General features: G+C 46.0%; 21 protein-coding genes. 2 read left to right on the top strand and 19 right to left on the bottom strand.

The window, feature by feature from the left end; all coding sequences use genetic code 11:
• Positions 1–7: 7 nt before the first annotated feature.
• From EAI83_RS07285 to EAI83_RS07245, 9 genes are all read right to left on the bottom strand, one after another.
• Entirely contained in the window at positions 8–1,195 is a 1,188-nt protein-coding gene (locus EAI83_RS07285) for a D-alanyl-D-alanine carboxypeptidase family protein (protein ID WP_129974901.1), read from the bottom strand.
• A 108-nt stretch (positions 1,196–1,303) separates the two neighbouring features.
• The gene (locus tag EAI83_RS07280) at positions 1,304–3,325 is read right to left on the bottom strand and encodes a GGDEF domain-containing protein (protein ID WP_193758455.1); all 2,022 of its coding nucleotides are present in this window, start codon (positions 3,323–3,325) and stop codon (positions 1,304–1,306) included.
• Between the two features lie 160 nt (positions 3,326–3,485).
• Positions 3,486–6,758, bottom strand: coding sequence for a SpaA isopeptide-forming pilin-related protein (locus tag EAI83_RS07275; protein WP_129974897.1), 3,273 nt, complete (start codon positions 6,756–6,758; stop codon positions 3,486–3,488).
• Positions 6,755–7,978 carry a hypothetical protein gene (locus EAI83_RS07270; RefSeq protein ID WP_129974895.1) on the bottom strand — a complete coding sequence of 408 codons (1,224 nt, stop codon included), beginning with the start codon at positions 7,976–7,978 and terminating at the stop codon, positions 6,755–6,757. Before EAI83_RS07270 ends, EAI83_RS07275 begins: the two co-directional genes overlap by 4 nt.
• Complete coding sequence (locus EAI83_RS07265; protein WP_129974893.1) at positions 7,975–8,559, bottom strand: hypothetical protein; 585 nt, start codon at positions 8,557–8,559, stop codon at positions 7,975–7,977. Before EAI83_RS07265 ends, EAI83_RS07270 begins: the two co-directional genes overlap by 4 nt.
• Positions 8,556–9,203 carry a TasA family protein gene (locus tag EAI83_RS07260; RefSeq protein ID WP_015524856.1) on the bottom strand — a complete coding sequence of 216 codons (648 nt, stop codon included), beginning with the start codon at positions 9,201–9,203 and terminating at the stop codon, positions 8,556–8,558. Before EAI83_RS07260 ends, EAI83_RS07265 begins: the two co-directional genes overlap by 4 nt.
• Before the next feature lie 2 nt (positions 9,204–9,205).
• Positions 9,206–9,685, bottom strand: coding sequence for a signal peptidase I (locus EAI83_RS07255; RefSeq protein ID WP_021650528.1), 480 nt, complete (start codon positions 9,683–9,685; stop codon positions 9,206–9,208).
• 482 nt (positions 9,686–10,167) lie between these two features.
• Positions 10,168–11,061 carry a M14 family zinc carboxypeptidase gene (locus tag EAI83_RS07250; RefSeq protein WP_015524854.1) on the bottom strand — a complete coding sequence of 298 codons (894 nt, stop codon included), beginning with the start codon at positions 11,059–11,061 and terminating at the stop codon, positions 10,168–10,170.
• Positions 11,062–11,138: 77 nt separating this feature from the next.
• Positions 11,139–11,672, bottom strand: coding sequence for a hypothetical protein (locus EAI83_RS07245; protein ID WP_243113458.1), 534 nt, complete (start codon positions 11,670–11,672; stop codon positions 11,139–11,141).
• A gap of 149 nt (positions 11,673–11,821) precedes the next feature.
• Here EAI83_RS07245 and EAI83_RS07240 point away from each other — a divergent pair, with 149 nt between their 5' ends.
• Together EAI83_RS07240 and EAI83_RS07235 are read left to right on the top strand one after the other, a co-directional pair.
• Positions 11,822–12,664: an ABC transporter ATP-binding protein gene (locus EAI83_RS07240; protein WP_021650530.1), complete on the top strand. Its 843-nt coding sequence runs from the start codon at positions 11,822–11,824 to the stop codon at positions 12,662–12,664.
• Positions 12,665–12,718: 54 nt separating this feature from the next.
• Positions 12,719–13,450, top strand: a complete 732-nt coding sequence (locus EAI83_RS07235; protein ID WP_021650531.1) for an ABC transporter permease — start codon at positions 12,719–12,721, stop codon at positions 13,448–13,450.
• A gap of 89 nt (positions 13,451–13,539) precedes the next feature.
• On the opposite strand, the gene EAI83_RS17220 is transcribed toward EAI83_RS07235, so the two are convergent.
• The 10 genes from EAI83_RS17220 to EAI83_RS07185 all read right to left on the bottom strand — a co-directional run bounded on the left by EAI83_RS17220 (position 13,540) and on the right by EAI83_RS07185 (position 23,776).
• Positions 13,540–16,605 (bottom strand): hypothetical protein, encoded by a 3,066-nt coding sequence (locus tag EAI83_RS17220; RefSeq protein WP_192926474.1) that lies wholly within the window; start codon positions 16,603–16,605, stop codon positions 13,540–13,542.
• 112 nt (positions 16,606–16,717) lie between these two features.
• A complete protein-coding gene (locus tag EAI83_RS07225; protein WP_129974891.1) occupies positions 16,718–17,968 on the bottom strand; it encodes a glutamate-5-semialdehyde dehydrogenase in 1,251 nt (416 codons plus the stop codon).
• 43 nt (positions 17,969–18,011) lie between these two features.
• The gene (locus EAI83_RS07220; protein ID WP_022426775.1) at positions 18,012–18,572 is read right to left on the bottom strand and encodes a 5-formyltetrahydrofolate cyclo-ligase; all 561 of its coding nucleotides are present in this window, start codon (positions 18,570–18,572) and stop codon (positions 18,012–18,014) included.
• Positions 18,550–18,771 (bottom strand): DUF896 domain-containing protein, encoded by a 222-nt coding sequence (locus EAI83_RS07215; protein WP_044960849.1) that lies wholly within the window; start codon positions 18,769–18,771, stop codon positions 18,550–18,552. Before EAI83_RS07215 ends, EAI83_RS07220 begins: the two co-directional genes overlap by 23 nt.
• A gap of 16 nt (positions 18,772–18,787) precedes the next feature.
• Positions 18,788–19,651 (bottom strand): glutamate 5-kinase, encoded by an 864-nt coding sequence (proB, locus tag EAI83_RS07210; RefSeq protein ID WP_044960851.1) that lies wholly within the window; start codon positions 19,649–19,651, stop codon positions 18,788–18,790.
• A gap of 34 nt (positions 19,652–19,685) precedes the next feature.
• Positions 19,686–20,735 carry a DUF3048 domain-containing protein gene (locus tag EAI83_RS07205; RefSeq protein WP_243113457.1) on the bottom strand — a complete coding sequence of 350 codons (1,050 nt, stop codon included), beginning with the start codon at positions 20,733–20,735 and terminating at the stop codon, positions 19,686–19,688.
• Between the two features lie 63 nt (positions 20,736–20,798).
• Complete coding sequence (gene ybeY / locus EAI83_RS07200) at positions 20,799–21,293, bottom strand: rRNA maturation RNase YbeY (RefSeq protein ID WP_129974889.1); 495 nt, start codon at positions 21,291–21,293, stop codon at positions 20,799–20,801.
• Positions 21,290–22,315 carry a PhoH family protein gene (locus EAI83_RS07195; RefSeq protein ID WP_114002426.1) on the bottom strand — a complete coding sequence of 342 codons (1,026 nt, stop codon included), beginning with the start codon at positions 22,313–22,315 and terminating at the stop codon, positions 21,290–21,292. The genes ybeY and EAI83_RS07195 overlap by 4 nt, the downstream gene beginning before the upstream one ends.
• Positions 22,308–23,513: a sporulation protein YqfD gene (locus tag EAI83_RS07190; RefSeq protein WP_129974887.1), complete on the bottom strand. Its 1,206-nt coding sequence runs from the start codon at positions 23,511–23,513 to the stop codon at positions 22,308–22,310. Before EAI83_RS07190 ends, EAI83_RS07195 begins: the two co-directional genes overlap by 8 nt.
• Positions 23,513–23,776, bottom strand: coding sequence for a YabP/YqfC family sporulation protein (locus tag EAI83_RS07185; protein ID WP_015524842.1), 264 nt, complete (start codon positions 23,774–23,776; stop codon positions 23,513–23,515). Before EAI83_RS07185 ends, EAI83_RS07190 begins: the two co-directional genes overlap by 1 nt.
• Between the last annotated feature and the right edge of the window lie 23 nt (positions 23,777–23,799).

The following is a 23,799-nucleotide window of genomic DNA, read 5'->3' as shown; positions in this document are numbered from 1 at the left end:
GCAGGCATCACAAAAGAAATGCCTGACAGGTTCTTTCCAGCCAGTCATGGTATCCGGCCTTTTTTATTGTTTCCCCGTACAGGATATCCAGACTACCGATCTTTTTCCCATCCTGATAGTATTCCTGTGCCCCTGCTTTCTGCCCTTTTTTCACCGGCGCACTTTGTTCTTTGGGAAGGATCAACTTTTTCTTAACATTGTCAGGTTTCGTTCCATCTGTGCTGATATATCGGAATTTCCCTCTATATACAAGCGGAACCTGCTCTTTGACTCCTTTGTGGAGCTTCATAGGTTTCAGTGGCTCCAGAGCATCATCCAGATACAATGTGCATTTAGAAAAGCCGTAATTTAAAAGAGCTGCTGCATCCCGGAATCTTGTTTTCGGGTTCGGTGCGGCCATCACTGAGGCGATCAGTGTGATCCCATTTCGTTCTGCCACAGCACTGAGACAGTATTTTGCAATACTGGTGCTGCCTGTTTTAAGTCCCATACACCCCTCATAGCTGCGCAGCAGTTTATTTGTGTTGGTCAGTGTAAATTTCGAGGATCCTTTTCTGGTAACGTGTGTGATATCCTCCATCCAGACAGATGAATATGTAAGAACTTCCGGATATCTGCTGATGAGCTCCCTGCTCATAAGTGCAATGTCATAGGGAGTTGTATAATGCTCCTGTGATTCCGTCAGCCCGCAGCAATCCACAAAATGGGTATTTTTCATTCCAAGATCCTTCGCCCTCTCGTTCATCCTCTCCACAAAGGCTTGTTCTGTTCCCGCAACATGCTCCGCCATAGCTACGCTGGCATCATTTCCGGAAGCGATCACAATACATTTGATCATGGTTTCTGCAGTCTGCTTTTCTCCTTCTTCCAGAAATACCTGAGACCCTCCCATGGATCTGGCATAAGCACTGGTGGTAATGCTATCCTCCAGATGCAGGGTTCCCTCACGGATAGCATCAAAGATCAGAATCAATGTCATGATCTTTGTAATACTGGCCGGGCTTCTTCGGGTGTCAGGATCCCTGGAATAGATCACGGTACCGGTTTCTTTTTCCATAAGGACTGCACCCGGCGCTTCGATCAGCTGCTGTGCTTTTCCACTATCTTCCGTTTCTCCCCTGACACCAATGGGTGTCAGAGCCAGGCATAAGACTAAAATACAGATCAAAAGACTTTCCGGAACACTTCTGTTCATAAGCTCACTCCTGCCGCAAACATCTCTGTTCTATTGTAAAAGCTTTCCTGAAAGATTATTCCTGAAATTCTGAAAAAGCATAGATTCCGGGCCGTATTCCTGTATCTTTCACTCTGCATCGCTTTGCTTTTTCAGTTCTTCGTCATACAGCTTAACACCTGTTTCACAATTTCCAGCAGCATATTTTCTTGCATAATTCGCTGCATCGATCGCCTCAGATGCATTGTCACATTCTTTGGTGATCAGATAGATCCCAGTGCGGAGACAGAGCTCCATATCCGGATATTTCTCTTTCATCTGCCGTAAGAACTCCTGATTGGTCTTTAAAACAGATGTTTCCGGATCAACATCCATATCACATGGAGTGAAAAGGATAAAATGATCAGAGATCGCCCTGGTAAAATATACATCCATATCTGTTTTTAGAACGCTTATCACATACTCGGAAAACTGCCGCAGGATCTGATCTCCCACACGATATCCGTATTTTGCATTAATACGTTTAAATTTTTCAAAATCGGTATATATCACTGCATGTCCCGGCCCGTAACCTCCGATCAGCATTTTCTCCACATTTTCGCGAAATCTTGAAAAAGAAGACAATCCGGTAAGCTGATCCCGTCCGGATTCTGCAGCAATGCTACGATAAGCACTGTTAAATGCCTGGTTCTTGGCATAATGCGCGGAAATGATCTTGGTCACTTCTCCCAACAGCTTACGATCTTCTCTGGACCAGAGCCTTTTTTCCTGGCAGGTCACATATGCAATGGCCCCTGTATAGCTTCCCTCGTAATACATAGCAGCACAGACTACAGTTTTTGCTCCGCACTGTAACACATTCTTTCTTCCCTGTTCCGAATATTCAGCCAGATCATTCTCCTGAATCACCACAGTACCATATTCATCATTGTGGCGAAACAATGTGATAAAATCACTTTTTGAGAAATGTATCTCATCTATCAAAAGCCTGTATTCTTCTTCCGAAACCCATTGAAAAACCCTGTTTATTTTCTGCTCTGCCACCTTGGTATGCAGGACTGTGATCCGGTTAAGCCGGAATTTCAGACCGATCACTTTCATCAGAAGTTCAATCGCTGCCTGAAAGCTGCTCATTTTTTCAAATATTTCAAATGCAGTAGAAACAATATCATTATGAAGATATCTGGCATCTATCTCAACACCCTCGTATAATTCCTGCTTTTCCTCTGTCTTATCCTCAAAACGTCTCAGATTATCACAGAAAGCATAGCGGTTTTTTCCATTTTTCTTTGCCTGGTAAAGTGCCCAGTCTGCATTTTCAAAGAGCTGCTGATATGTATATCCGGAAACATTTTCCGGAAGAAAGCAGATCCCCACACTGCAGGTTGCCAGATACGTGGTTCCCGGAAATTTAAGTTTCTGCACTTCCCGTATCAGTTTTCCTGCCTTTTTCATGATCGCTGCATGGCTGATATCCTTCAAAAGGATCACAAATTCATCGCCACCCAGACGCATGATCACATCATTAATGTCGAACAAAGCCACAAACAGCTCCGCAAAACGTTTCAGGACTTCATCACCGAACATATGTCCGTAAGTATCATTTACATTTTTAAAATAATCTACATCAAGCACCATCATCCCGCATCCTGCATAGGGATTTCTGGATGCAAGGTATTCATCGATCAGTTCTTTTCCGAAAAAGCGGTTATACACTCCGGTCAGAGGATCTTTCTGGGCACGTTCCTCAAGAAATTCTTCCTGCAGCTTCTCCCTGGTGATATCTCTGGAGCTTCCTATGAAATAATGATATCCGGTATTTTTATCCTGTGCTATAAATCCCCGTACTGTCAGAAGACTCGCATTACCGTCTTTATTGATACACCGCACTTCTATCGTCCCGCCTTCCCGGGATGTCAGAAAATCCGTCAGGTACTTCCAGTCGTCTTTATAAACATTGCTGTATTTCTGTCCACTGGTCTTAAAATCCGTAATATTTTTTACAGGTCTCAGGTATTCATCCAAACGTTCATATATGTCCGTCTCCTGACAGTACTGAAAAAGCTTCAGTGTAGTATTTCGATAAATGCAAGCGTATTTTTCCAATGTATCCCGAATATCAAAAACGGGATTTTTTTCGTCTGTTTTCATCATCGACCTCCCAGAGAGTTCTTGAGTTCACAGTATTTGTAAAAAAGTATACCATATCTTTGGGTATATATGTAGTTCTTTTATTTCTTTTTACAGTTTGTTTTTTACTATATAAAATACGCTGCGGAGGGCAGGATTACTCCTGCCCTACTGTCTTTTTTCATGAAAATGATACTGGTATGGTATTTTTTATGCTGTCATTGTGGGAATATCGATCATATCTGGATTTCTCATTTACAAAAGTCAGCGATGCATTTTTGTTTTGCATTGTCAGAGCAGCCGTACCGGAAGCAATCTTCCGGGGATCTGTACCATATGCAGGTGCAGCGCCTTTTATGATGCGGACATTCTCTGTATTTGCCCGTACATCTTTCAGATAGTAGCGTAGTACCGGTTTTTCCCAGACCGTATACTGCCCCAGCGGGATATTCCTGAGAGTGACCGATAATGTTGCATAGCCATTTTTATCGGTTTCATAGCTTCCTCTGGTAAAGGTCACATAATCCTCATATCTGTGAGGATTTCCGGATAGATCCGTACCTTCTGCCACAAAGGAAAAGGTTGGATTTCCATGAGCCCAGGTAATATCCTCCTCTTTGATCTTTTTTATGATGGTGATGCTTCCCAGTGGAAGTGTCACCGGAGTATTCTCTGCTTTTAAATCCACAATGTCTGTATCTGTGTTTTCTTTTTTCTGAAAGATTACCTCCTTTTCGTATTTGCCTGTATAGTTTTCCGGATTTTTTGTTTCCACTACTTTGAACCTTCCCTGATTGTCATCTGTGAGCACCAGCTCTTCGGTAGAGTACCATCCGGTTTCTCCGTCAAACTTCAGGATGCTCTGCCCGCCCAGGTCATTCTGGTAAGTCTGCTTCCCTCTATTCCACTGAAGCACGGTAAATTCAGCATCTTCCAGAACTTCCCCGGTATAGATGTCTGTTTTTCTCAGACGGATCACCCCTTTATATTCCTTTTCCTTTTCATTGACAACTTCAAAGGAAAGGCGTGCATCCTTGTCTGTGATATTCACCTCTTCTTCCCAGCTTCCTGTATATCCGGGCGGAGTCTTTGTTTCCGCGATCTTATATTTTCCCTCATTATCCGAAGTCTTCAAAAGTTCACCACTTACATAAAGTTCACTGGAGATGTCATAATCCAGAAGAGTTCCTTTTTCTTTATAAGCTTTTTTGGCTGCACTGTATTCATAAAGTGTAAATTCCGCACCTTTCAGGATCTCACCGGTTTTCGCATCGATCTTACGAACTTCAATCCTTCGTTTTTCAGTCTGGTAGTTCACTGCTTCAAACAGAAATTCCTGCTTTTCTCCCGGCTTATCCAGCGTAAAATTCTTCTGCCAGTTTCCGGTGTAATTGGGAGGAGATTTTGTCTCACGCACACGGAATTTTCCCTGATTGTCTTCGGTATAATTAAATTTCCCGGAGTTATAGGTACGCTTCTGTCCATCATAAGCCAGTTTTTTTAAGGTTACGTAGGCTTTGCTTTTTTTACTCCACTGATACAGGGTGAATTCAGCTCCTGCCAGTGGATCGCCGGTATTTCCGTCTTTCTTTCTGATGGATACTGTTCCGCTGATATCCATGATATCCGTTACGCTGACGGTTGTCGTCTTTCCGCCGGTTACTGTAACATTTTTGATAGCGGTGTTCAGTTTATAGCCTGCAGCGGCTTTCGTTTCTTTCACATAGTATTTTCCCGGAACCAGTTTTGAAAAAAGGATCTCTCCACTGGCGTTTGTTGTTCCGGTTGAAACCTTCTGATCCTTACTGTACATAGTCCGGTATCCGGAGGTCAGAGCTTCTGCTGCAAACAGTCCGTACTGCGCTCCCTGGATCAGTTTTCCCGTGTTGGGTTCCTTCTTGACCAGCTTTGCATTGCCGTAAACCGAAGGCTTTACTGAAAACGAAAGGCTTCCTCTTGTTCCCTGGTATACGTAAGCACCAAAATCCTGTACTCCATCTTTTCCTGCCTGGGCACTTCCGTCAACCAGGATATAGGAAACCGGCTGAAGCAGCATTTTACAGGAAAACTTCTTTGTCGCAGATGCATTTAACGGAAAGATCAGAAAAAAATATGCCCCATCCTTAAGGCTCAGGCTTGTCCCCGACATCATTTTGGGATTGGTTTTCTGTGAATTATAATCCGCTGCGCTCGTCCAGTAGGCCAGCTGCCATTTTTCTGCGGATCCTCTTGTTATGGTGATCCCGTTTCCTGCTTTTGCTCCATCCGTCACTTTCATAAGAGTACTCATCTGAAATCCGTCCTTCATACTGTCCGGAACAAAGGGAAAACCTGCAGGTCTGCTTCGAAATACACTTAACGGGATCGTCTTTCCGGATGCTGCTGCCCAGGAACCGTCTTCGGAAACATAAACGGCAGCTTTGTTTCTTGCAGGGATCGTCAATGTCTGGATCTTATCGATCAGGCGGTTTATCCCTGTATGTTCTACTTCTGCTGCTGTGGCATATCCACAGTCATTAAAATATACCTTTGACAGCGCAATATGCGTAAATACATAACGGTTCTGCCATTTTGACCAGTCTATGTGACTGCAGGAGGGGTCGTATCCGGTTCCCAGATCCCCCGGTCCTCCGTAACCAAAGTACAAAAGCTTCTGGATTACAGAATTAGTCAGTGCTTTTACTGCCTCATTCTTCAGCGTCATACTGTCCAGTCCATCCTGAGTTGCTTTCAGGCAATACAGAGGTGAAACCTTTTCCTCTCCTGTATCATCGATATAATGTACAGAACGATACGTACATCCCATACGGGTTTTATTTCCGGGACCAAGAAAATCATTGGCAGCTGTCCAGATCTCATCGCAGTAAACCCTGGTCCAGCTGTCCAGATAATACTGGGACGGGGAAAGTGCTGTAGCTGCGATAGCATCCTCTCCTTCTGAGATTACTTCCGCACTGCCAGCTTCCCGGAACTCCCCGGGAAGTGCTGCAGAAAGAGCAATAATCTCTCCGTTTTCGATATCCTGGATCAGTTCCTGATCCTCTTCACTTTCTCCTGTAAGGATTTCCGCGTTTTCTTCCGTGAATACAGTAAATCCCGGATCCTTTGTCTGCTCCGGTATCTCTGTCAGAGCTATATTTTCTCCTTCTTTTGAAACAGCTTCCGGTTCGATCAGCTCATCACTGTCCGTATTTTCAGTATTGTCTTTACTTTCTTCAAAAGCTTCCTCCACCGTTTCCGGTTCAGGCAAGGCTGTCGGAACCGGCATCTCAGCCTCCCCAGGCTGATCTGTTACCGGAATATCCGGGGCCTCCTCTTCTTCCTCCGGTTCTGTCTGTTCCTGCTGCGGATCTGCTGATACCGAACTCATATCTGCTGCAGGACTGGCCGAAACCACAAGAGAAGAAGCTGTGATCATCAATGCCAGCCATGCACCGATCATTCTTCTTTTCAATTTTTTCGTCCTCCTTTCCATAGCGTCAGACTGCAGGTAAGCAGCGCCATACCAGCCATCAGTGCAAACAGGATCACAGGAGATTCATCTCCTGTCTTCACTGGTGTTGTCCTTACCGAAGAACTGTTATTTCCGGAAGCTCTTTCTGTGCTTTCTTTCCTGCCATTCCGGCGTGGAACAGGGCTAGTATCCACCGTCTCCTGATCCTCCTCCACAGAAAAGATCCATTTCACATCTGCTGCCCGCAAAGCATATAGATTATCCAGCTCTGCCGGAACCGTAACCTCAAATCTCATGTTTCCTTTTTCTCCGCTGGAAAATTCCCCCAGGGACACGGCTTTATTGAGAGACGCAGCCAGAAGATCCCCGGAATACAGCCTTTTATCATTCATGGTGATCACCAGCTTCAGATTTTTCAGAAATTCCTGATCCTTTACCGATTTACATTCCGGTGATGTGCGGAAGAATATCTCTGCAGCATGCTCCGTTGTGTTACGGATCTCTACAGAATCATGAAAAACATCTCCCGGCATTGCCGTGGAAAATCCGGAAAAAAAGTCTTCCGGAGCCGCGATCAGTTTGTGCGCATTTCCTTCAAACTCCACCTTCAGATCCACCGGACTTTTTTTCTGAACCACAAGACCATCGGTATCGTGGATACATCTTAAGATCTTCTGATTTCCCCAGGGTGACATGGCACGGAAATCCGGTGCAAAATTTGCCGCCTGGACAGCATCCGCCACGATGGTGATCCCCAGCTTCTTATCCTGGTAGGATTCATCCCATTGAGATGGTACAGTCACACCGGTAAAAATATCCACGCTATCTCCCTGTTCCAGCTTCCTGGTATAATAAAAATACTCTCCCTTCCGGATCCATCTCGGTGACATTCCTGTAAGATTCCTGTCATCCAGACCATCCAAACCTTCCAGATCATCTGTATAAGAGATCTTCACCCTTACCCAGCAGGGCTCTGAGCGATTGGTGATCCTTGGGATCTTGGATATTTCATCTCCCGGAAGAACGATCCGGCGATCTTGATATTTCATTTCTCGGCCGTCCTTTTTTTCCAGTTCTTGAAGAGAAATATTGATATCTCCCACTGATATGTGATTGGTCACTGTCACGGAATCTGAAAATCTGGCATAAGCAGCCGTGCACGCCAGGATACTGCCTGCCACAGCAGCACCTGCCAGCAGGGCTTTAAGGTGTTTTTTCAAGCATTCCCCCTCCTTTCTGCCTGAGCAGAAACCGGATCTGAAAAATACCTCCACGCACTTTCATAATCTGAAAATCCTTCTGCCTGTACAGCTTCCTCATAAACATTGATCTCAAAATCCTTAATGCTGTCCCTGTAAGTATCATCGATCTTTTGGGGATCGATCTGAAATCCGGTACACAGAGGAGCTGTTTTTTCACCCTCGGATATTTTTTTCCGGTAGTAATAATAGCCGTCCTGACTGTTATACACCCAGTTTGCCGTATCCAGACCTGTTAATTTCACGCCTCTGCCGATATCGTCATTGGAGTAGGAAAGGGACATCCTCACATAGCAGTCTGCCTGGAACCCTTTCACACTGCCGGAAAAATTTCCGATCCGGATCTCTTTTCTGTAGGATGGACCATTCTCCATAGGCGTAGGTGTAGGATCCGGAAAATCTTCCTCGATCTCCGTTGTCACATACCCTACTGCAGCAGAATTTATCTTTTTTTCGAAGTCTGAAAAATACGCCGCAGTCCCTGTTGCGCACAGGAGCCCTGTTATCAGGAGAAGGAAAAAGGGTCTTTTTAATTTATTCATTTCGTGACACCACCGGCCTGTCCTTTATTCTGATTTACATATTTCTGGTAAGCAGCAGTTGCCTGCTCCAGAACCGTAGTCTTGTCATCCCCGGTATTGGTAGCCTGGATCGCATAAGCCCGTACCGGCATATCGATCTGCTGTGTATCTAGCTGACCTTCGATGATATTGGCAAAGGTTACTGTATCAAAAAGAGTTGTTGTCTTTGTTCCCGGCTTCAGGATGTGGTTATATGCATAGGTGTAAACCATATTCTGCCCCACTTCGGTCCGCTCCAGCTGTGTCCAGTCCTTGTTTTTGGTGAAGCTGAACAGCTCTGTTTTTGCAAGTGCATTTCTGGTGCCATCCTTGGCTACCGTGATCACATTTCGAACCGGAACAGAAACTTCCAGATAGACAAATGCTTCATTTACTCCTTTATTTGCTACATAGGGATCCTTCCGGATCACCTGAGTAGGAACCAGATCTGTATTGTCCTCCGGTTTCCAGTTAGGCTCATCCAGGTCGATATCCACTTTTCCTACGGTAAAGCTGTTGGTTGCCGTTTCAAAATCCGTAAGATATGCAGCTGTTCCTCCGGCTGCCAGTGCAGTGATCACAGCAGCAAGTGCAATTCCTTTTACCAGTTTTCTGTTTTTCATCATGATTAAATTCCTCCCTGTATTTTTTTCTTTTTTGGGGTATATGCCAGATCAAAGAGTACTGACAGACATGCCGCTATGCAAACTGCGGCAAAAGGGATCCGGGCTTTCAGAAAATGGATCACGTAGCCCAGATAAGGCAGGTGAAAGACTACCCGCCCGATGATCTGTGACGCCTCTGCGGGAACAGGATCTTCTGTCTTGTTGGCGTCACCTTTTGTGATAAAGATATCCTTTTCTTTTTTAACCACTCTGTGGGTGACAACGGTATCTCCGTTATGAAAAGTAATGATATCTCCCTTTTTCGGAGAAAACTCTCCTTCCTTTGTAAAAACCACAGCTCCGGTTGGGATCTCAGGTTCCATGGATCCGGAATAGACCACATAGGGCCGGATCCCGAAAAGTCCGGGAATAAGAAGCACCAATGCCATCACCAGCATCAGTCCCAGAACTGTGTTGCCGATACATCGAAAAAATATTTTCATTCCTGTATTCTGTTCTACATACGATATTTGATGATCACTTCCCTCTGCAGGGAAAGAAACAGTGTTCGGATATCAGGAAAATTCCGGCGGAGACCTGCCCCACATAAATTGAGCCATAAAAAAGTCCTCCCTGTATAGCAGTTAATATGGCAATTCGCAACATGCTCCCATCACTTAAACTCACAGATTTTGAAGTGAGGACAAGCATGATCAAAATAATAATACAGCAAAAATACTGAATGGAAATTATTCGAGCAGATATGCTCAGATGTGCAGTTCCTCTCATTACTTACAGAGGTGAAAGATTCCTGCGACATTTGTTAAAAAAGATTTGTTTCAGATGATGTTATTATAGGGTCCGCAGATCCGGAAGTCAATCAAATTCGTCCGACAGGATTCGACACTGGTTTCTCAGCGGGTATGTCTGTCACCCTATTTTTCATAAGCTGACAGACCCTGCATCCGTGCAACGCCAGATTTTTTTACAGCTGTACCAGAGAGTAAATATATTCCAATGGAAGCAGCATCAGATCACGGATTTCCCGTTCTTCCTCTTCTTTATTTCCGGAATTTACCGGCAATTCGATCCGGAAAGCCGGCTGGCGGATCATTTCTCCGTAATACTGTTCCGGCCTGCCTGTGCTCCTTCGCCCGTTCTGCGCTTCTCGTTCTATTGCAAGCTGCTCCAGCTTTCCCCTGGTACATTTTTTTAAGTGACGTGCAAGACGGTAGCATCTCTGACCAGTGGAAAAATTCTGATCCCGCCGATAATAAACCACCTTTTTTCCATATCCGCAGAAAACCAGCAGGCCACGTCCTCCGTATTCCTGAAAGATCCGGATCAGTGCACGTGTCTCATTTTCACTGGCAGGCTGCTGATGGATCTTTTTTCTGCTGCAGAAGGTAGTAGGAAAATTCCTTGCAGTATCCATTCCTCTTGCATTTCCCTCGAATTCATCGCAGGGAACATCCTGCATTTTCAGCATCTGACGGAAAATGGGATTTCGCACAGTATTGTAGCCCTTCCGGCAGATCTCATATCCATCCGGATTGACCACCGGTATGATACAAAGCCTGGTCTGATCCAGGAGCTTTTTTACCTCATAAAGCTCGTCCACGGTCCAGTTGCATTCATATATTCTGCAAAGCTCCAGTGCCATCCTGGTAAGCCTGTCCGTCATCTGTCCATCCGTTCCGGAAAAACCGGCCACACAGAAAATACAGGCATCTCCCTGTCCGATCTCCAGCATAGGGATCATCCGGTCATCGTGGCTTTTTCCGATTACCCGAAACTGTGTAAAGCTGCTGTAACGCCTGGCTGCCTCCCACAGTGAATAATAAATTGCTTCGTAGGTTTTATCCTGTACTGTATCCATGATGTTCCCTTCCTTCCATCTTTATACATGTTCATTATTATGTATATTATGCGAAAGGGCATAAAAAAAGAACCGGTTTAACACCGATTCCTTTTGTTTACAAAATAATTCAGGATACCGCCGCCGATGATGATCACCAGCGCAACTGCAACCACTCTTTTTGCTGCCTCCTGAGGAAGCTGGCCCTTGGAGCCAATGGAAGCCTCATAAAAGGTCAGCGTATAATCGATCTCATGCGGGGCGCCCATGGCCAGTGTATCTGCGATCACTTCCATCTTATCATCCAGGGCAGTTACCGGGACAGTAAAAACAGAATTTCTGCCTTCCTCGCTCTCGTTGAGATATTTTTCCCCATCTACGATCATATAATCATAGTTGGAGCTGCTCCACTGGAGCCGTGCATACATCTTCCCATTCTTTACCAGCATCAATGTGGGGGAAGAAACGCTGGCCTTTCCGCTTCCGCCTTCCAGCTCCACCTGTATGGAATATTCTCCGTCCTCCAGATCTGTCTTCACTGCGTTCTCTCCACCTGCAGCCAGAACCTGTATCGGGCATAGCAGCAGCATAGTCAGAAGAAGCAGCATTATTGTTCTCATCCTGTGTTTCATGGTTTTCTCTCCGTTTTCTGTTTTTCCTTCGTATCACTATAACACAACGCCCCTTTTCTGTAAAGAACATCTCAGAATTGTTGAAATGTCTCTTCTTTTCCAGTATAATAGAGTGAAATTTGTATACAAACGAAAGGAAATGAACAGAGATGATCGAAACAAAAAATCTCACAAAAAAATTCGACAGTTTTACTGCTGTGGATTCTCTGGATCTTCGCATAGAAACCGGCGAATTTTTCGGTCTGCTGGGACCCAACGGTGCCGGAAAGACCACCACGATCAGTCTGCTTTCCACTCTGCTCCTGCCCACAGAGGGCGAAATCCTCATTGATGGGCAGACACTTGGACGCAACCGACCGGATCTGAAGCGCAAGATCAGCGTGATCACGCAGGAATATTCCATGCGCCAGGATATGAACATGGACGAGATCATGGAATATCAGGGCCGTCTTTATTTCATGCCACGAAAAGAGATCAAACGGAAAACTGAAGAGCTTCTGGATTTCTGTGGACTTCTTCCCTTCCGCAAGCGGACTGTAAGGAAGCTTTCCGGTGGTATGAAACGAAAGCTTATGGTATGCCGGGCACTTCTCACAAGTCCGGAGATCCTTCTTCTGGACGAGCCCACTGCAGGCATGGACGCGCTATCCAGACGACAAATGTGGAATCTTCTCCGTCAGCTGAACGGAAAAAATCTGACCATTCTTCTGACAACCCACTATATGGAAGAGGCACAGTCTCTCTGCAACCGGGTAGCACTTATGGATCACGGAAAACTAGAGGAGATCAATACTCCATCGGGCCTGATCGACGGACTGGGCAAATACACCGTAGATCAGGAAACACCGGAAGGGGCAAAAAGCCACTACTTCCACAGTCGGGAAGAAGCCATCTCTTTTCTGTCCTCTCTGGACGGACAGTGCACCCTTCGCGAGACAACTCTGGAGGATGTTTTTGTGGAGCGCGCAGGCAGGCATCTGATGCAGCGATAAGCCGGCGTCAGCCACAGTTATCTTATAATTTAATAGAATGGACGATGAATTATCATGGGAATACTTACTATTTTATGGGAAAAATGGGTGGAGTTCCGAAGGGATTTCTATAAGATCACGCTGGCGGCCATGATCGCGCCGCTGATGTATCTGATTGTTTTTGGAATGGGGATTCAGACCTCCTCACACGGAGAGCCTTATCTGAATTTCCTGATCCCTGGTGTAGTTTCACTGACTACAATGAACGGAAGCTTTAATGCTATCGCACAGAATCTGAATGTGCAGCGTCTTTATGAGAAAGCCTTTGACCAGGTTATGATATCTCCGACACCTCTGTGGCAGTTTATTGCCGGACAGATCATCGGAGGCAGTCTCCGCGGGCTTTATGCAGGAGGAATCATCCTTCTTCTGACCATGCCGATCGGAACCGGTCTTGTGTTCAACGGATGGTCATTGCTGGTGATGTTCCTCAACGGTGCTGTATTTTCAGCCATCGGTGTTGTGGTTTCTTTCCTTGCCAAAAACCATGCGGATGTACCTCGTTTTTCCAATTATATCATTATGCCAATGGCTTTTTTGTGCAACACCTTCTTCTCTACAGAGAAGATCCCGGGCTTTCTTGGGAATTTTGTAGCTGCTCTTCCACTGTCACAGACCAGTCATCTGATCCGTACCATTGCTTCCGGCGGTGGTGTCAATTACCTCAGTGTCCTGATCCTGACAGTCTATCTAATTGCATTCAGCATTGCAGCTTCCTGGTTTATCTATAAGAAAAAAAATCTGTAAATTTATCTTTACAAAAAAACACCGGCTTTCCTGTTCTTTCGGAAAACCGGTGTTTTTTTATTTGTTATGCTATTTTGGCTATTGTGCGTTTAGATGTTCTTTTTTCTTCTTCTCACGATCACATATCCACCTGCAAGAAGGGATGCCACTGCCAGTGCGGACATGGTTCCGATCGGTGAGTTATCGGCTGTTGATACTGCATTCTTAGATCTGGTTCCGTTGCCTCCATTGGAGGATGTTGCAGATGCCTCTCCTGTTATGGTTGCATCCGGATCAGAACCTGTCTGGCCGCCGGTACCGTATGTACCGTCTGCTCCCGGAGTTCCGGTAGGTGTCAGTTTTGCAGACCTAAACTGATATACTGCGGATTCAATGGTGTCTGTCTCCTGCCACTGACCACCGGTGTAGATGTATTTCTGGAAGAATACGTACAGGTTGTATGTAGCGTCTTTGTTGATTCCCTTGCCGGAACCAATCTTCCATGCTGTATGCATCTGGCTCTGGGTTGGGTTTGCAGCTGTACTCCAGTAAACCGGAACCCACTTCACATCACCCTCATTTGGATCCTGATTGGTTGTTCCTGCACCGATCACAGTAAATTCATAGAACTGATTCGGATAGAACTGAATTGCCTCATCCAGTCCCTGTACTACGCTCTCTTTTACATTTGGGATGTATGCATCCGGTGTGTCAGTCGGAGTTGGATCTGCAACTTTCGGTCTGGAATCTTCTTTAAATGCTATTTTCAATGGATTCGTCAAAACACCATTTTTATCTTTGATCTGGATATAAAGATCAATTGGGTTGTCAGAATCTAAATCCTCAAGACCGATATTAAATTTCTTATCAGCAGTAAATGTTATCTGTTTTCCGGTAGATGTAAGATCTTTCGGAGTGGCAGATGTGCCATCACTGTTACGAGAAACCCATTTATAATAACAGGTACCGCTCTTATTCGAAATAAGGGTAACATTCGCAGATGTATGGTTGATCCATGAAAAGCCAACCCATCTGACATTTGCCGGACGCTTAGCTTCATCCAATGTAATCTTCTTTGGTGTACTTACAGTTCCGTCAGTTCCTTTGATACTCACATAAACATCAATCGCATTGTTTGCATCCAAATCTTTCAAACTGATCGTGAAATCCTTATTTGCGGAAACCTTTGTTCCTTTGCTCATTTTATCAACTGTCGGAGCTTTGGAACCACGTTTTACCCATTCATAATAGTACACACCTGCTTTATCAGAACGCATAGTTACAGTCGCAGATGTATGACCTTTCCATTTGTAGCTTACGTTGGAAATCTTCGCAGGTGTTTTAGCTGTTTCTTTCAAAGTAACAGTTGCAATCTTGGTCACTGCTGTCTTTGATCCATCTTTTGCTACTACCTGCACATAGAGATCAATCGCATCACCTTCCAGATTTTTCAGATCAATCTTACAATCTTTTTTTGCGGTGACCGCAATCTTGCTGTCTTTAGTTGTAATGGAAGGTTTATCCGCTCCCTTTGCCACCCATTTGTAATAGCATGTACCACTCTTATCAGACTGAAGAACTACTTCTGCAGTTGTTGCTGTTTTACTTTCTGCGCTGATTTTTGTAACCTTTGGTGCTGCCGGTTTCGGATCAACTGGATTCTGTGCCTGTGTTACTGCAATATCCTTCTTTACACCTTCACCAACAATGGCGTTACCACTTTCACTTTCTTTTACCCATACATAAAGGTCAATAGTCTTGTCTGTGACCTTGGTAAGTTTCAGGGAAGTAGTTTCTCCTGCCTTAACCGTTCCACCTTCTGTAGCTGTCTCGATGGTCGGAGCTTCCGCACCTTTTGCAACATATTTATAGTAATATGTACCTGCTTTATCAGATGTGAAGGTTACAGAAACAGTATTTGCTTCTTTACTTGTAGGATTATCAATATTAATCGTTGGAATGTTGGAAACAAGCAGACCTGTAGCTGTATTTATTCCATAACTCTGGTCGCCTTCATAGCTCATCGCCTTAATTGCCTTTGCAAATGCATCCGCAGCTAAAGATTCAGGCTTCTGGAAAACTGTATAGTCAACTGCCGGATTCTCTACGGAATATCCAACATTCTGGTTCTCAAATGCACCAGCAATGATGATACTTCCAGCACTCTGATCCTGCTGTCCTAATACGATATTGGATTTTACGCTCTTTTCTGCGCTTGTATAGTTCTCGATGATCTTTGGTTCGTCATCAGACGCACCCTCACCTTTTTCAAGTGAAACTGTACCTGTGCTGTAAACAGCTCCGCCTGTAGATACATTATCTTTGATCTCTCCACCTGTAATTACAAGTTTACCGCTGTTTTTAACTGCCGCTCCTGCTGCAGTGGAAACATTCTTGGAAAGGGTAACACCTGTCGTCATCACAAATTTAGCGCCAGCTTCTACTGAAACGATCGATCCATCGGCTGCAGTTCCATCGTCTTTATTACCTTCAACAGAAAGTTTACCGATTTCTGAGGAGCCGTCACCTTCATTCTGTGTCATGGACAAAATACTTCCTGCACTTACTTTGAACATATCTCCTGCAACACTTCCACGTCCAACTACAGTTGTAGCATTTGTTGCACCAAAAATTGCAATATTTTTATTGGCAGGAACGGTAATAGTATCTGTGAGATTAAACGATGCACTGATCAGAATCTTATAAGCAGATGTATATAAATCACTATCATCAATAGACCCTGCAAAATCAGGTGCATTATTAATCGCTACCTGAAGTTCTGCCGCAGTAGTAACCGTTGCATCTGCCGCAGTAGTTTGCTGCTCCTGCTGCGCCTCTTCCGCCTGAGCCTGAGCTGCTGCCTGGGCTTCTGCTTCCGCCTGGGCCTGGGCTGCTGCCTGCGCTTCTGCCTCCGCCTGAGCCTGGGCTGCTGCCTGGGCTTCGGCCTCTGCCTGAGCCGCTGCCTGGGCTTCTGCTGCCGCCTGGGCGTCGGCTTCACTCTGGGACTGGTCATCCACAGCTGCTCCGTCATCTGGTGTTTCTGTATTCTCGTCTGCAGTCGGTGCTTCTGCCTCTGTTACCGCTCCGGTATCTTCAGCGGCAAACGCTGCGGCAGGTGCCATTCCAACAGTCATGGAACCTGCAAGCAGGACTGCAAAAAGCTGCTTTTTTTTCATTTATAAGTCCTCCTGTTATGAGTTAGTCTGTTTAAATCCAATTACAAAAAAGTATAGCACAACGCTTCAAAAAAGTAAAGCGGACCAAAGAATCCGCTTTACTTTATCTGTTTTACGGACGTACCTGTCCATTACCATAAATGATATACTTGGTGGTGGTCAGTGCAAGGAGTCCCATTGGGCCTCTGGCATGGAGCTTCTGGGTGCTGATCCCGATCTCCGCACCGAATCCAAATTCGTTTCCATCGGTGAATCTGGTAGAAGCGTTCACATAAACTGCCGCTGCATCTACCTCATCCAGGAATTTCTGGGCATGGGTATAATCATTGGTAATGATAGCCTCCGAATGCTTTGTATTATATTTATTGATATGTGCAATGGCTTCCTCCACGGAATCCACTACCTTTACAGAAAGGATATAGTCAAGATATTCTGTTCCCCAGTCCTCTTCTGTTGCAGGAACTGCTCCCGGCATCAGAGCCTTTGCCGCTTCATCTGCACGGACCTCCACATGCTTCTCCTTAAGGCGTCCGGCCAGTACCGGCAGAAAATCATCCTTCACCTTACGGTTTACAAGAAGGGACTCGCATGCATTGCATACACCCACACGCTGGGTCTTTGCATTGATCACAATATCCGCTGCCATCTGAAGGTCTGCAGTCTCGTCCACATAGATATGGCAGTTTCCGGTTCCGGTCTCGATGACAGGGATCGTACTCTGGTTTACCACTGCTTTGATCAGTCCTCTTCCGCCACGTGGGATCAGTACATCCACATACCGGTTCAGCTTCATAAATTCCGCAGCCGTTTCTCTGGAGGTATCCTGGATCAGCTGGATAGCATCCTCGATAATGCCGCAGGCCTTCAATGCCTCACGGATACAGTTGACAATGGCAGTATTGGAATGAATTGCGTCGCTTCCACCCTTCAGGATCACGACATTTCCGGTTTTGAAGCAGAGACCGAATGCATCTGAGGTAACATTGGGACGCGCTTCGTAAATGATGCCGATCACACCTAAGGGAACACGTTTCTGTCCGATCAGAAGTCCGTTGGGACGTTTTTTCATACCGGTAACTTCCCCGATGGGATCTTCAAGACCGGTAAGCTGACGAAGTCCGTCTGCCATTCCTTCGATCCGCTCCGGTGTCAGCATCAGACGGTCAATCAGTCCTTCCGGCATCTGATTCTTTTTGCCGTTTTCCACATCCAGGGCATTGGCCTTCAGGATCTCATCTGTATGAGCGACAAGAGCCTTTGCCACAGCTTCCAGGGTTATATTTTTGTCATTTGTGGAAAGATTTCGAAGGACTGTCTCCGCATCTTTCGCATTCTGTCCCAGTTTTTCAAGCATTTCATTCATTTCCAAATATTCCTGCCTTTCTTTCTGTCTTTACAGCAATATCTTACTGTGCATCGCGGTATATATTCTCTTCCGTCACAATGACCTGCGGACGGATATCCGTAGGCTCTGTGGGAACCTCCGGAAGGATCTGGAAGGAAAATCCTACTGCAACGCGGCAGACCTCCGGATGTTTTTCCAGAAAACGGTCATAAAAACCGCCGCCATAGCCTACCCGGTTGCAATTCACGTCAAAAGCCACCCCGGGCATGACCATCATGGCTTCTTCCCAAGAAACCGTTTCTCCGTCTTCCTTTGGCTCAGGGATCCCGAAGTAGCCGGATTCTAGCTGACTGAAATCGGTCAGTCTGTAAAATACCATATCCTTTCCGAAAACCTTTGGCACTGCCACTTCCTTGCCGTCTTTCCAGGCTTGCTCGATGATATAGCGTGTGATCACTTCATGGTTATAATCTGCGTATGCCATGATCCGTTCTGCATTCCGGTATTCCGGAAGCTGTGTCAGGGCCTCTGTGATCCGGAGACTGTTTTCCCGGATCCAGGCATCGGTATGTTCTTTTCTGGCTTTGAAGATCTTTTTTCTAATTTCCTTTTTTTCTTCCATATTTTTCTCCAAGATTGGTGATGCTGCCATCCTTTTCTTTGATATCGATATTATTCAGATGCGCACGGAGATTTCCTTTCACTGCATCCAGATATTCTCTCCGAAGCTTCGCCTGTTCCACCTTTTCTTCCTCGGTAAGACCTACACTTTTCTGTTTATGTGCCAGTGCGTTGATCCTGTCGATCTTGATATTGTCCATCATAATGTTATTCTCCTTAAAGCAGTTTTTCGATATAATCAATGAGGAAGAATTCTTCCTTCTTGTTTCCTACAAATAATGTTCCGCAGCTCCTGCCTTCCACGATCCTGTGGATGTTGTGGAAGTCGTTTCCGTTGGCAATGACCATGTCCGCCCCTGCCGCAGTGGCGATGATCGCAGCGGTAAGCTTGGTTGCCATTCCACCGGTACCGACATTGCTTCCTGTGGAGGATTTGCCAAGCTTACGCATATTATCATCCATGTTTTCTACAATGTCGATAAACTGTGCATCCGGATTGGAATTGGGATCGTCTGTAAAAAGACCGTCAATATCGGACATGAGGATCAGAAGATCCGCATCGATCAGTGCAGCAACCACAGAGGAAAGGGTATCGTTGTCTCCGAATTTTACCAGGTTCTGGAATTCGTAGGAGGATACCGAGTCGTTCTCATTTACAATAGGGATCACCTTTTCTGCCAGAAGCTGCTGGAAGGTATTCTGGGCATTCCTGCGGTTGGTATTGTTGACCATGGTATTCTTGGTCATCAGGATCTGTGCCACCATCTGATTGTATTCCCCGAAAAGCTTCTGATAAATGGTCATCAGCCTGGCCTGTCCCACAGCTGCACAGGCCTGCTTTTTCTCAAGCTCTGCCGGCTTTCCCTTCATACCCAGTGCAGCTGCACCTACCGCAATGGCTCCGGAGGATACCAGCACTACGTCTTTCCCCTGGTTATGAAGGTCACTGAGCTCTCTGGCCAGGATCTCCAGCTTACGGAAATCCAGTCTTCCTGTTTCTGCGTGGATCAGTGATGATGATCCGATCTTGATAACAATGCGTTTCTTGTCTTTCAGTCGTTCCCTGTAATTTGCGTTCATGTTTTTTGTTTCTCCTGATACCTGTATATTAGTCTTACTGATAAGTAACGGAATCGATCCGGTCATTCTGTACGATCTCCACCCAGGTAGTACCCGGATTCAGGCGGATCTCCTGTTCATTTCCGTCGTAATAATGCGTGATCCCCCATGGAGAATCCTTCTCCCAGCGGATATCAATAGCTTTGCCTCTGGTAATAAACTTGCCCTCTCCGCCGGAAATGGCATCAATATTCAGATAGCCGTTTCCATCGTAGGCCGGGCAGGATGAATACTGAAGGATGATATTGTCGCAGGTAAGCGGTTCATTATCCAGCTGATCCACATGTTCCTTGCCAAACTGGAATCTCTTATATTCCTTTGTCTCTTCATCGTATTCATACCACGGATGATTGTCAGTAAAATTATCCAGCTTCACAAGGCTGGCTGTGATCCCATCCGGTACAGTCTCTGTACCATCTTCTGCAAAAAGATAATGTCCGGTATATTCTTCTTTATATTCCTGGCTGTATCCCATGGCATCTATGCCTGCCTGAAGGTGACTGGCATCTGTGTAGGCATTGTGAGGTGCCTTCCTGTCTGTTGTGCGGAAAAAAGCAAGCTTGCCAATCTGGATCCCGTTGAGGTTATCGATCACATGCTGCTCCAGATAAGGCAGTGCATAGGCAGCCTGTCCGTAGTGGGCATAGATCGCATTAAATTCGTTGGCATAAAAGAGATAATAGTCACGGCAGCTGCGAACGGAACCGATCCGTTCCAGCCCATTGTAATCTTCGAGAATGCCCATAAGACGGGTAATATTACCTTCCACCGGCGCTTCGTAGACAACACCGGCATGTCCGATACCACTCTGGGGAGCTCCGACACTGTTGTTGCCCATCATCACGGCAACCGGTCTTCTCCGTCCAATGCTCTCCGGAACATTTTCGCCGGTAAGATAGCTCTTTACCTGGGTTTCTTCCTGCTTTTCCTCATTGGGGACAAAGCCTACCAGATCCTGCCCTGCTCCAAAAGCGGGAACAGTCTGGGCAATGCAGATGCATGCAGCTGTGATACCTGCCAGGATACCTGTCTTTTTCATTCTCATATATTACCTCCTTTTCTTAAAGCAGAAGAGTTTTCCGCTTAGCTTTTCCGTGGGACAGCCCGTCTAGCGGTTGATCCCCAGCTCCTTCAGTGCCGCTGCCTGCTTGGTTTCCATGACCTTCGCCTCATCCTCTGTCATATGATCATAGCCCAGAAGGTGCAGCATACTGTGTGCCACCAGGAAACAGAATTCCCTTGTCACACTATGTCCGTATTCCTCTGCCTGGGCAAAAACCTTGGGCACGGAGATCATGATATCTCCAAGAAGGAGTTCATCACTGTCCAGATCAAAATAGGACTCATCTTCTTCCACAACGGAATAATCCGCCGGTGTCTCAAAGGGGATCATAGGAAATGACAGCACATCCGTAGGAGCCTGGATATTCCGGAATTCCGTATTTACCCTCTTGATCTCCTCGTTGTCTGTCAGGACAAGATTGACCTGTCCGTCATAGGGACATTTTTCCATTTCAAGAACCTTGTCCGCAACCTGGGATGCAAGGGCAGCATAGTCAATGCCTAACTCCTGATCTGTCTCATATTCGATATTTATGGTCATCTTCTGTACTCCTTATTTTTCACAGCATACCTGTCATCCTTCCTGGATTTGGCAGGCTTCTGTTTTTTTTCATAATCGTCATAGGCCTGTACGATCTGCTGTACAAGTGGATGACGTACAACATCCTTGCTGGTCAGCTGACAGAATCCGATATCATCGATCTTCTTCAGCACCTTCATCGCTACATCCAGACCAGACGTGGCGTCCCTGGGAAGATCCTTCTGGGATGCATCTCCTGTGACGATCACCTTGGAACCGAAGCCGATCCTGGTCAGGAACATCTTCATCTGGGCAGGTGTGGTATTCTGTGCCTCATCCAGGATGATGAAGGCATTATCCAGTGTACGTCCCCTCATATAGGCAAGAGGTGCAACCTCGATGAGCCCCTTCTCCATGTTTTTGGCAAAGCTGTCTGCGCCCATGATCTGATACAATGCGTCATAAAGAGGACGCAGATAGGGATCGACCTTGCTCTGGAGATCGCCAGGAAGGAATCCCAGCTTCTCGCCTGCCTCAATGGCCGGTCTGGTAAGAATGATCCTGGAAACCTCCTCATTGCGAAAAGCAGTTACTGCCATAGCCATGGCAAGATAGGTTTTGCCGGTTCCGGCAGGTCCCACGCCGAACACGATCATCTTCTTACGGATCTGTTCCACATAATCCTTCTGTCCGAGAGTCTTGGGCTTGATGGGTCTGCCCTGTATGGTATTACAGATAAAATCCTTGTCGATCTCCTCCATCACGGAGCCGATCTTCTCCATGGCAAGGGAAAGTGCGTAATTCACATTCTGCTGTGTGATGGTATTGCCTCTGCCCGCAAGTGTGTTCAGTTCCTCCACGATCGCCCTGGCCTGTGTGGCTCCCTCCTGGCTTCCCAGGATCTTAAGAGAACCGTCACGGAAGATCATGGTTACGTTCAGAGTACGTTCGATCAGCTTCAGATGCTCGTCAAACTGTCCGAAAATATTCGCCTGGCGGTCTGCCGGCACATCCACATATAATTCGATAATGCTGCTAGCCATCCTCTGGTGTCCTTTCTTTTGGCTGCGTCTTTTTTTCTGTGGGGGCTTCTCTTCCGGTCCGTTCAATGACGGTAAGAGTGCCTCTGCTGACACAGTCCTGGTGATTTATTTCTATTTTAACATTATTTTCAGATATTTGAACCCCTTTTTCTATTAATTTTTCTTCATAGGCATAAAGCCTTTGTATAGCCTGTTTTTTTGCGGCATCCTCTGTCAGCTGCTCTTTCTGTACTTCGTACTTCCTGGTCGCAGCGATCCCCAGGGTAACAGGAGAACGAAAAATCCCGATACTGAAAAGAGGTTCCCGACTGACGAGGCGTTCCTCATTTTGTTTCAGAGGAGAGGAAAAGTCCAGAAACCAGTTTCCCAGCTGAAAAAAAAGCCTTGTTTTCTTTTTATCAGACCATACCTTTTTCTCTATGTCCAACGGAAAGGTATCGTAATAGGCAATGGTATGTCGGATGTAAATATCCGCATCTGCCTGAACATATGCATAGCGGATGACCTCCTGACTGTCATCGGTGATGTCCACGATCCCGGAAACCAGTTCCTGGCCTTTTTTTATTTCATCCCCGGCCCTGACAAGAGGAGTTCCCTGCCGTGTGACCATGGAATCGATCACACCGTCCAGAGTTGAAAACAAACTGCAGGATTTTTCTTCCGACTCTGCTTTTTCTCCGGCAGTTCCCTCCCGGATATCAAAACGCAGGCCCGTTCCCGAAAATCCGGCAGACACCCAGGTGATCTCCGGAAATTCTCTTCGCATGGAAGCTGCAAGTGCACTGCAACTGATCTTTTTTCTGGATACTCCGAAACAGACCCCCTGCTCTTTCAGAAAGCTCATCAGCTGGGGTGTGGGATTTAAAATATTTCCCCGGATCTCAACGTTCCACACTCTGCCTGACAGAAAAAAAAGGAGGCAGCAAACTGCCAGAAACCCCGCGGGGATCATTTTTCTTCTTTTACAGAAAAGCAGAAAAAACAAAGGCCCTTTTTTTTTCAGGATGTGGATATGTACCCCTGTTTTTCTCCGCAGTGGCGAGATCTGCAGAAAATCCGCTACCTTCATGGTCAGCTGAAGCTCCGTCTCACCGGTGCGGATGATCCTTTTCAGATCCATTTCCCTGCCTCTGCAAAGGTTCACGAACCGCTGGCATTGCTGTCCCTTAACAGAAACCCGCACAAAACCTGGGACCATTACTTATTTCCCTCCTCCAGCATAATGCTTTCGATCTGCCCGCGGATACATAGTTCAAGGGTTGTGTAGCAGGGGATCACAAGGTTTTTCCCACGGATCACAAGTCTGCCGGAAGGTGTCAGTATCAGGATCTCCTCCCTTGTATAGCTCTGGATATTCCGGTAATTTTCGATCACTGCCCGGCGTTTTCCCGTAAGTATCACCTGCACCTCCCGAAATGCCGGTTCCCCGGGAAGCTCCAGAAAAGCTGACATTTTTCTCATTAAAAAAATCCTCCGGCTTTTAT

The organism is Blautia sp. aa_0143 (assembly GCF_004167315.1).
Lineage (GTDB): Bacteria > Bacillota > Clostridia > Lachnospirales > Lachnospiraceae > Blautia_A > Blautia_A fusiformis.
Note: the sequence above shows the minus strand (reverse complement) of the source record. Positions and strands in the feature narration are given on the sequence as shown.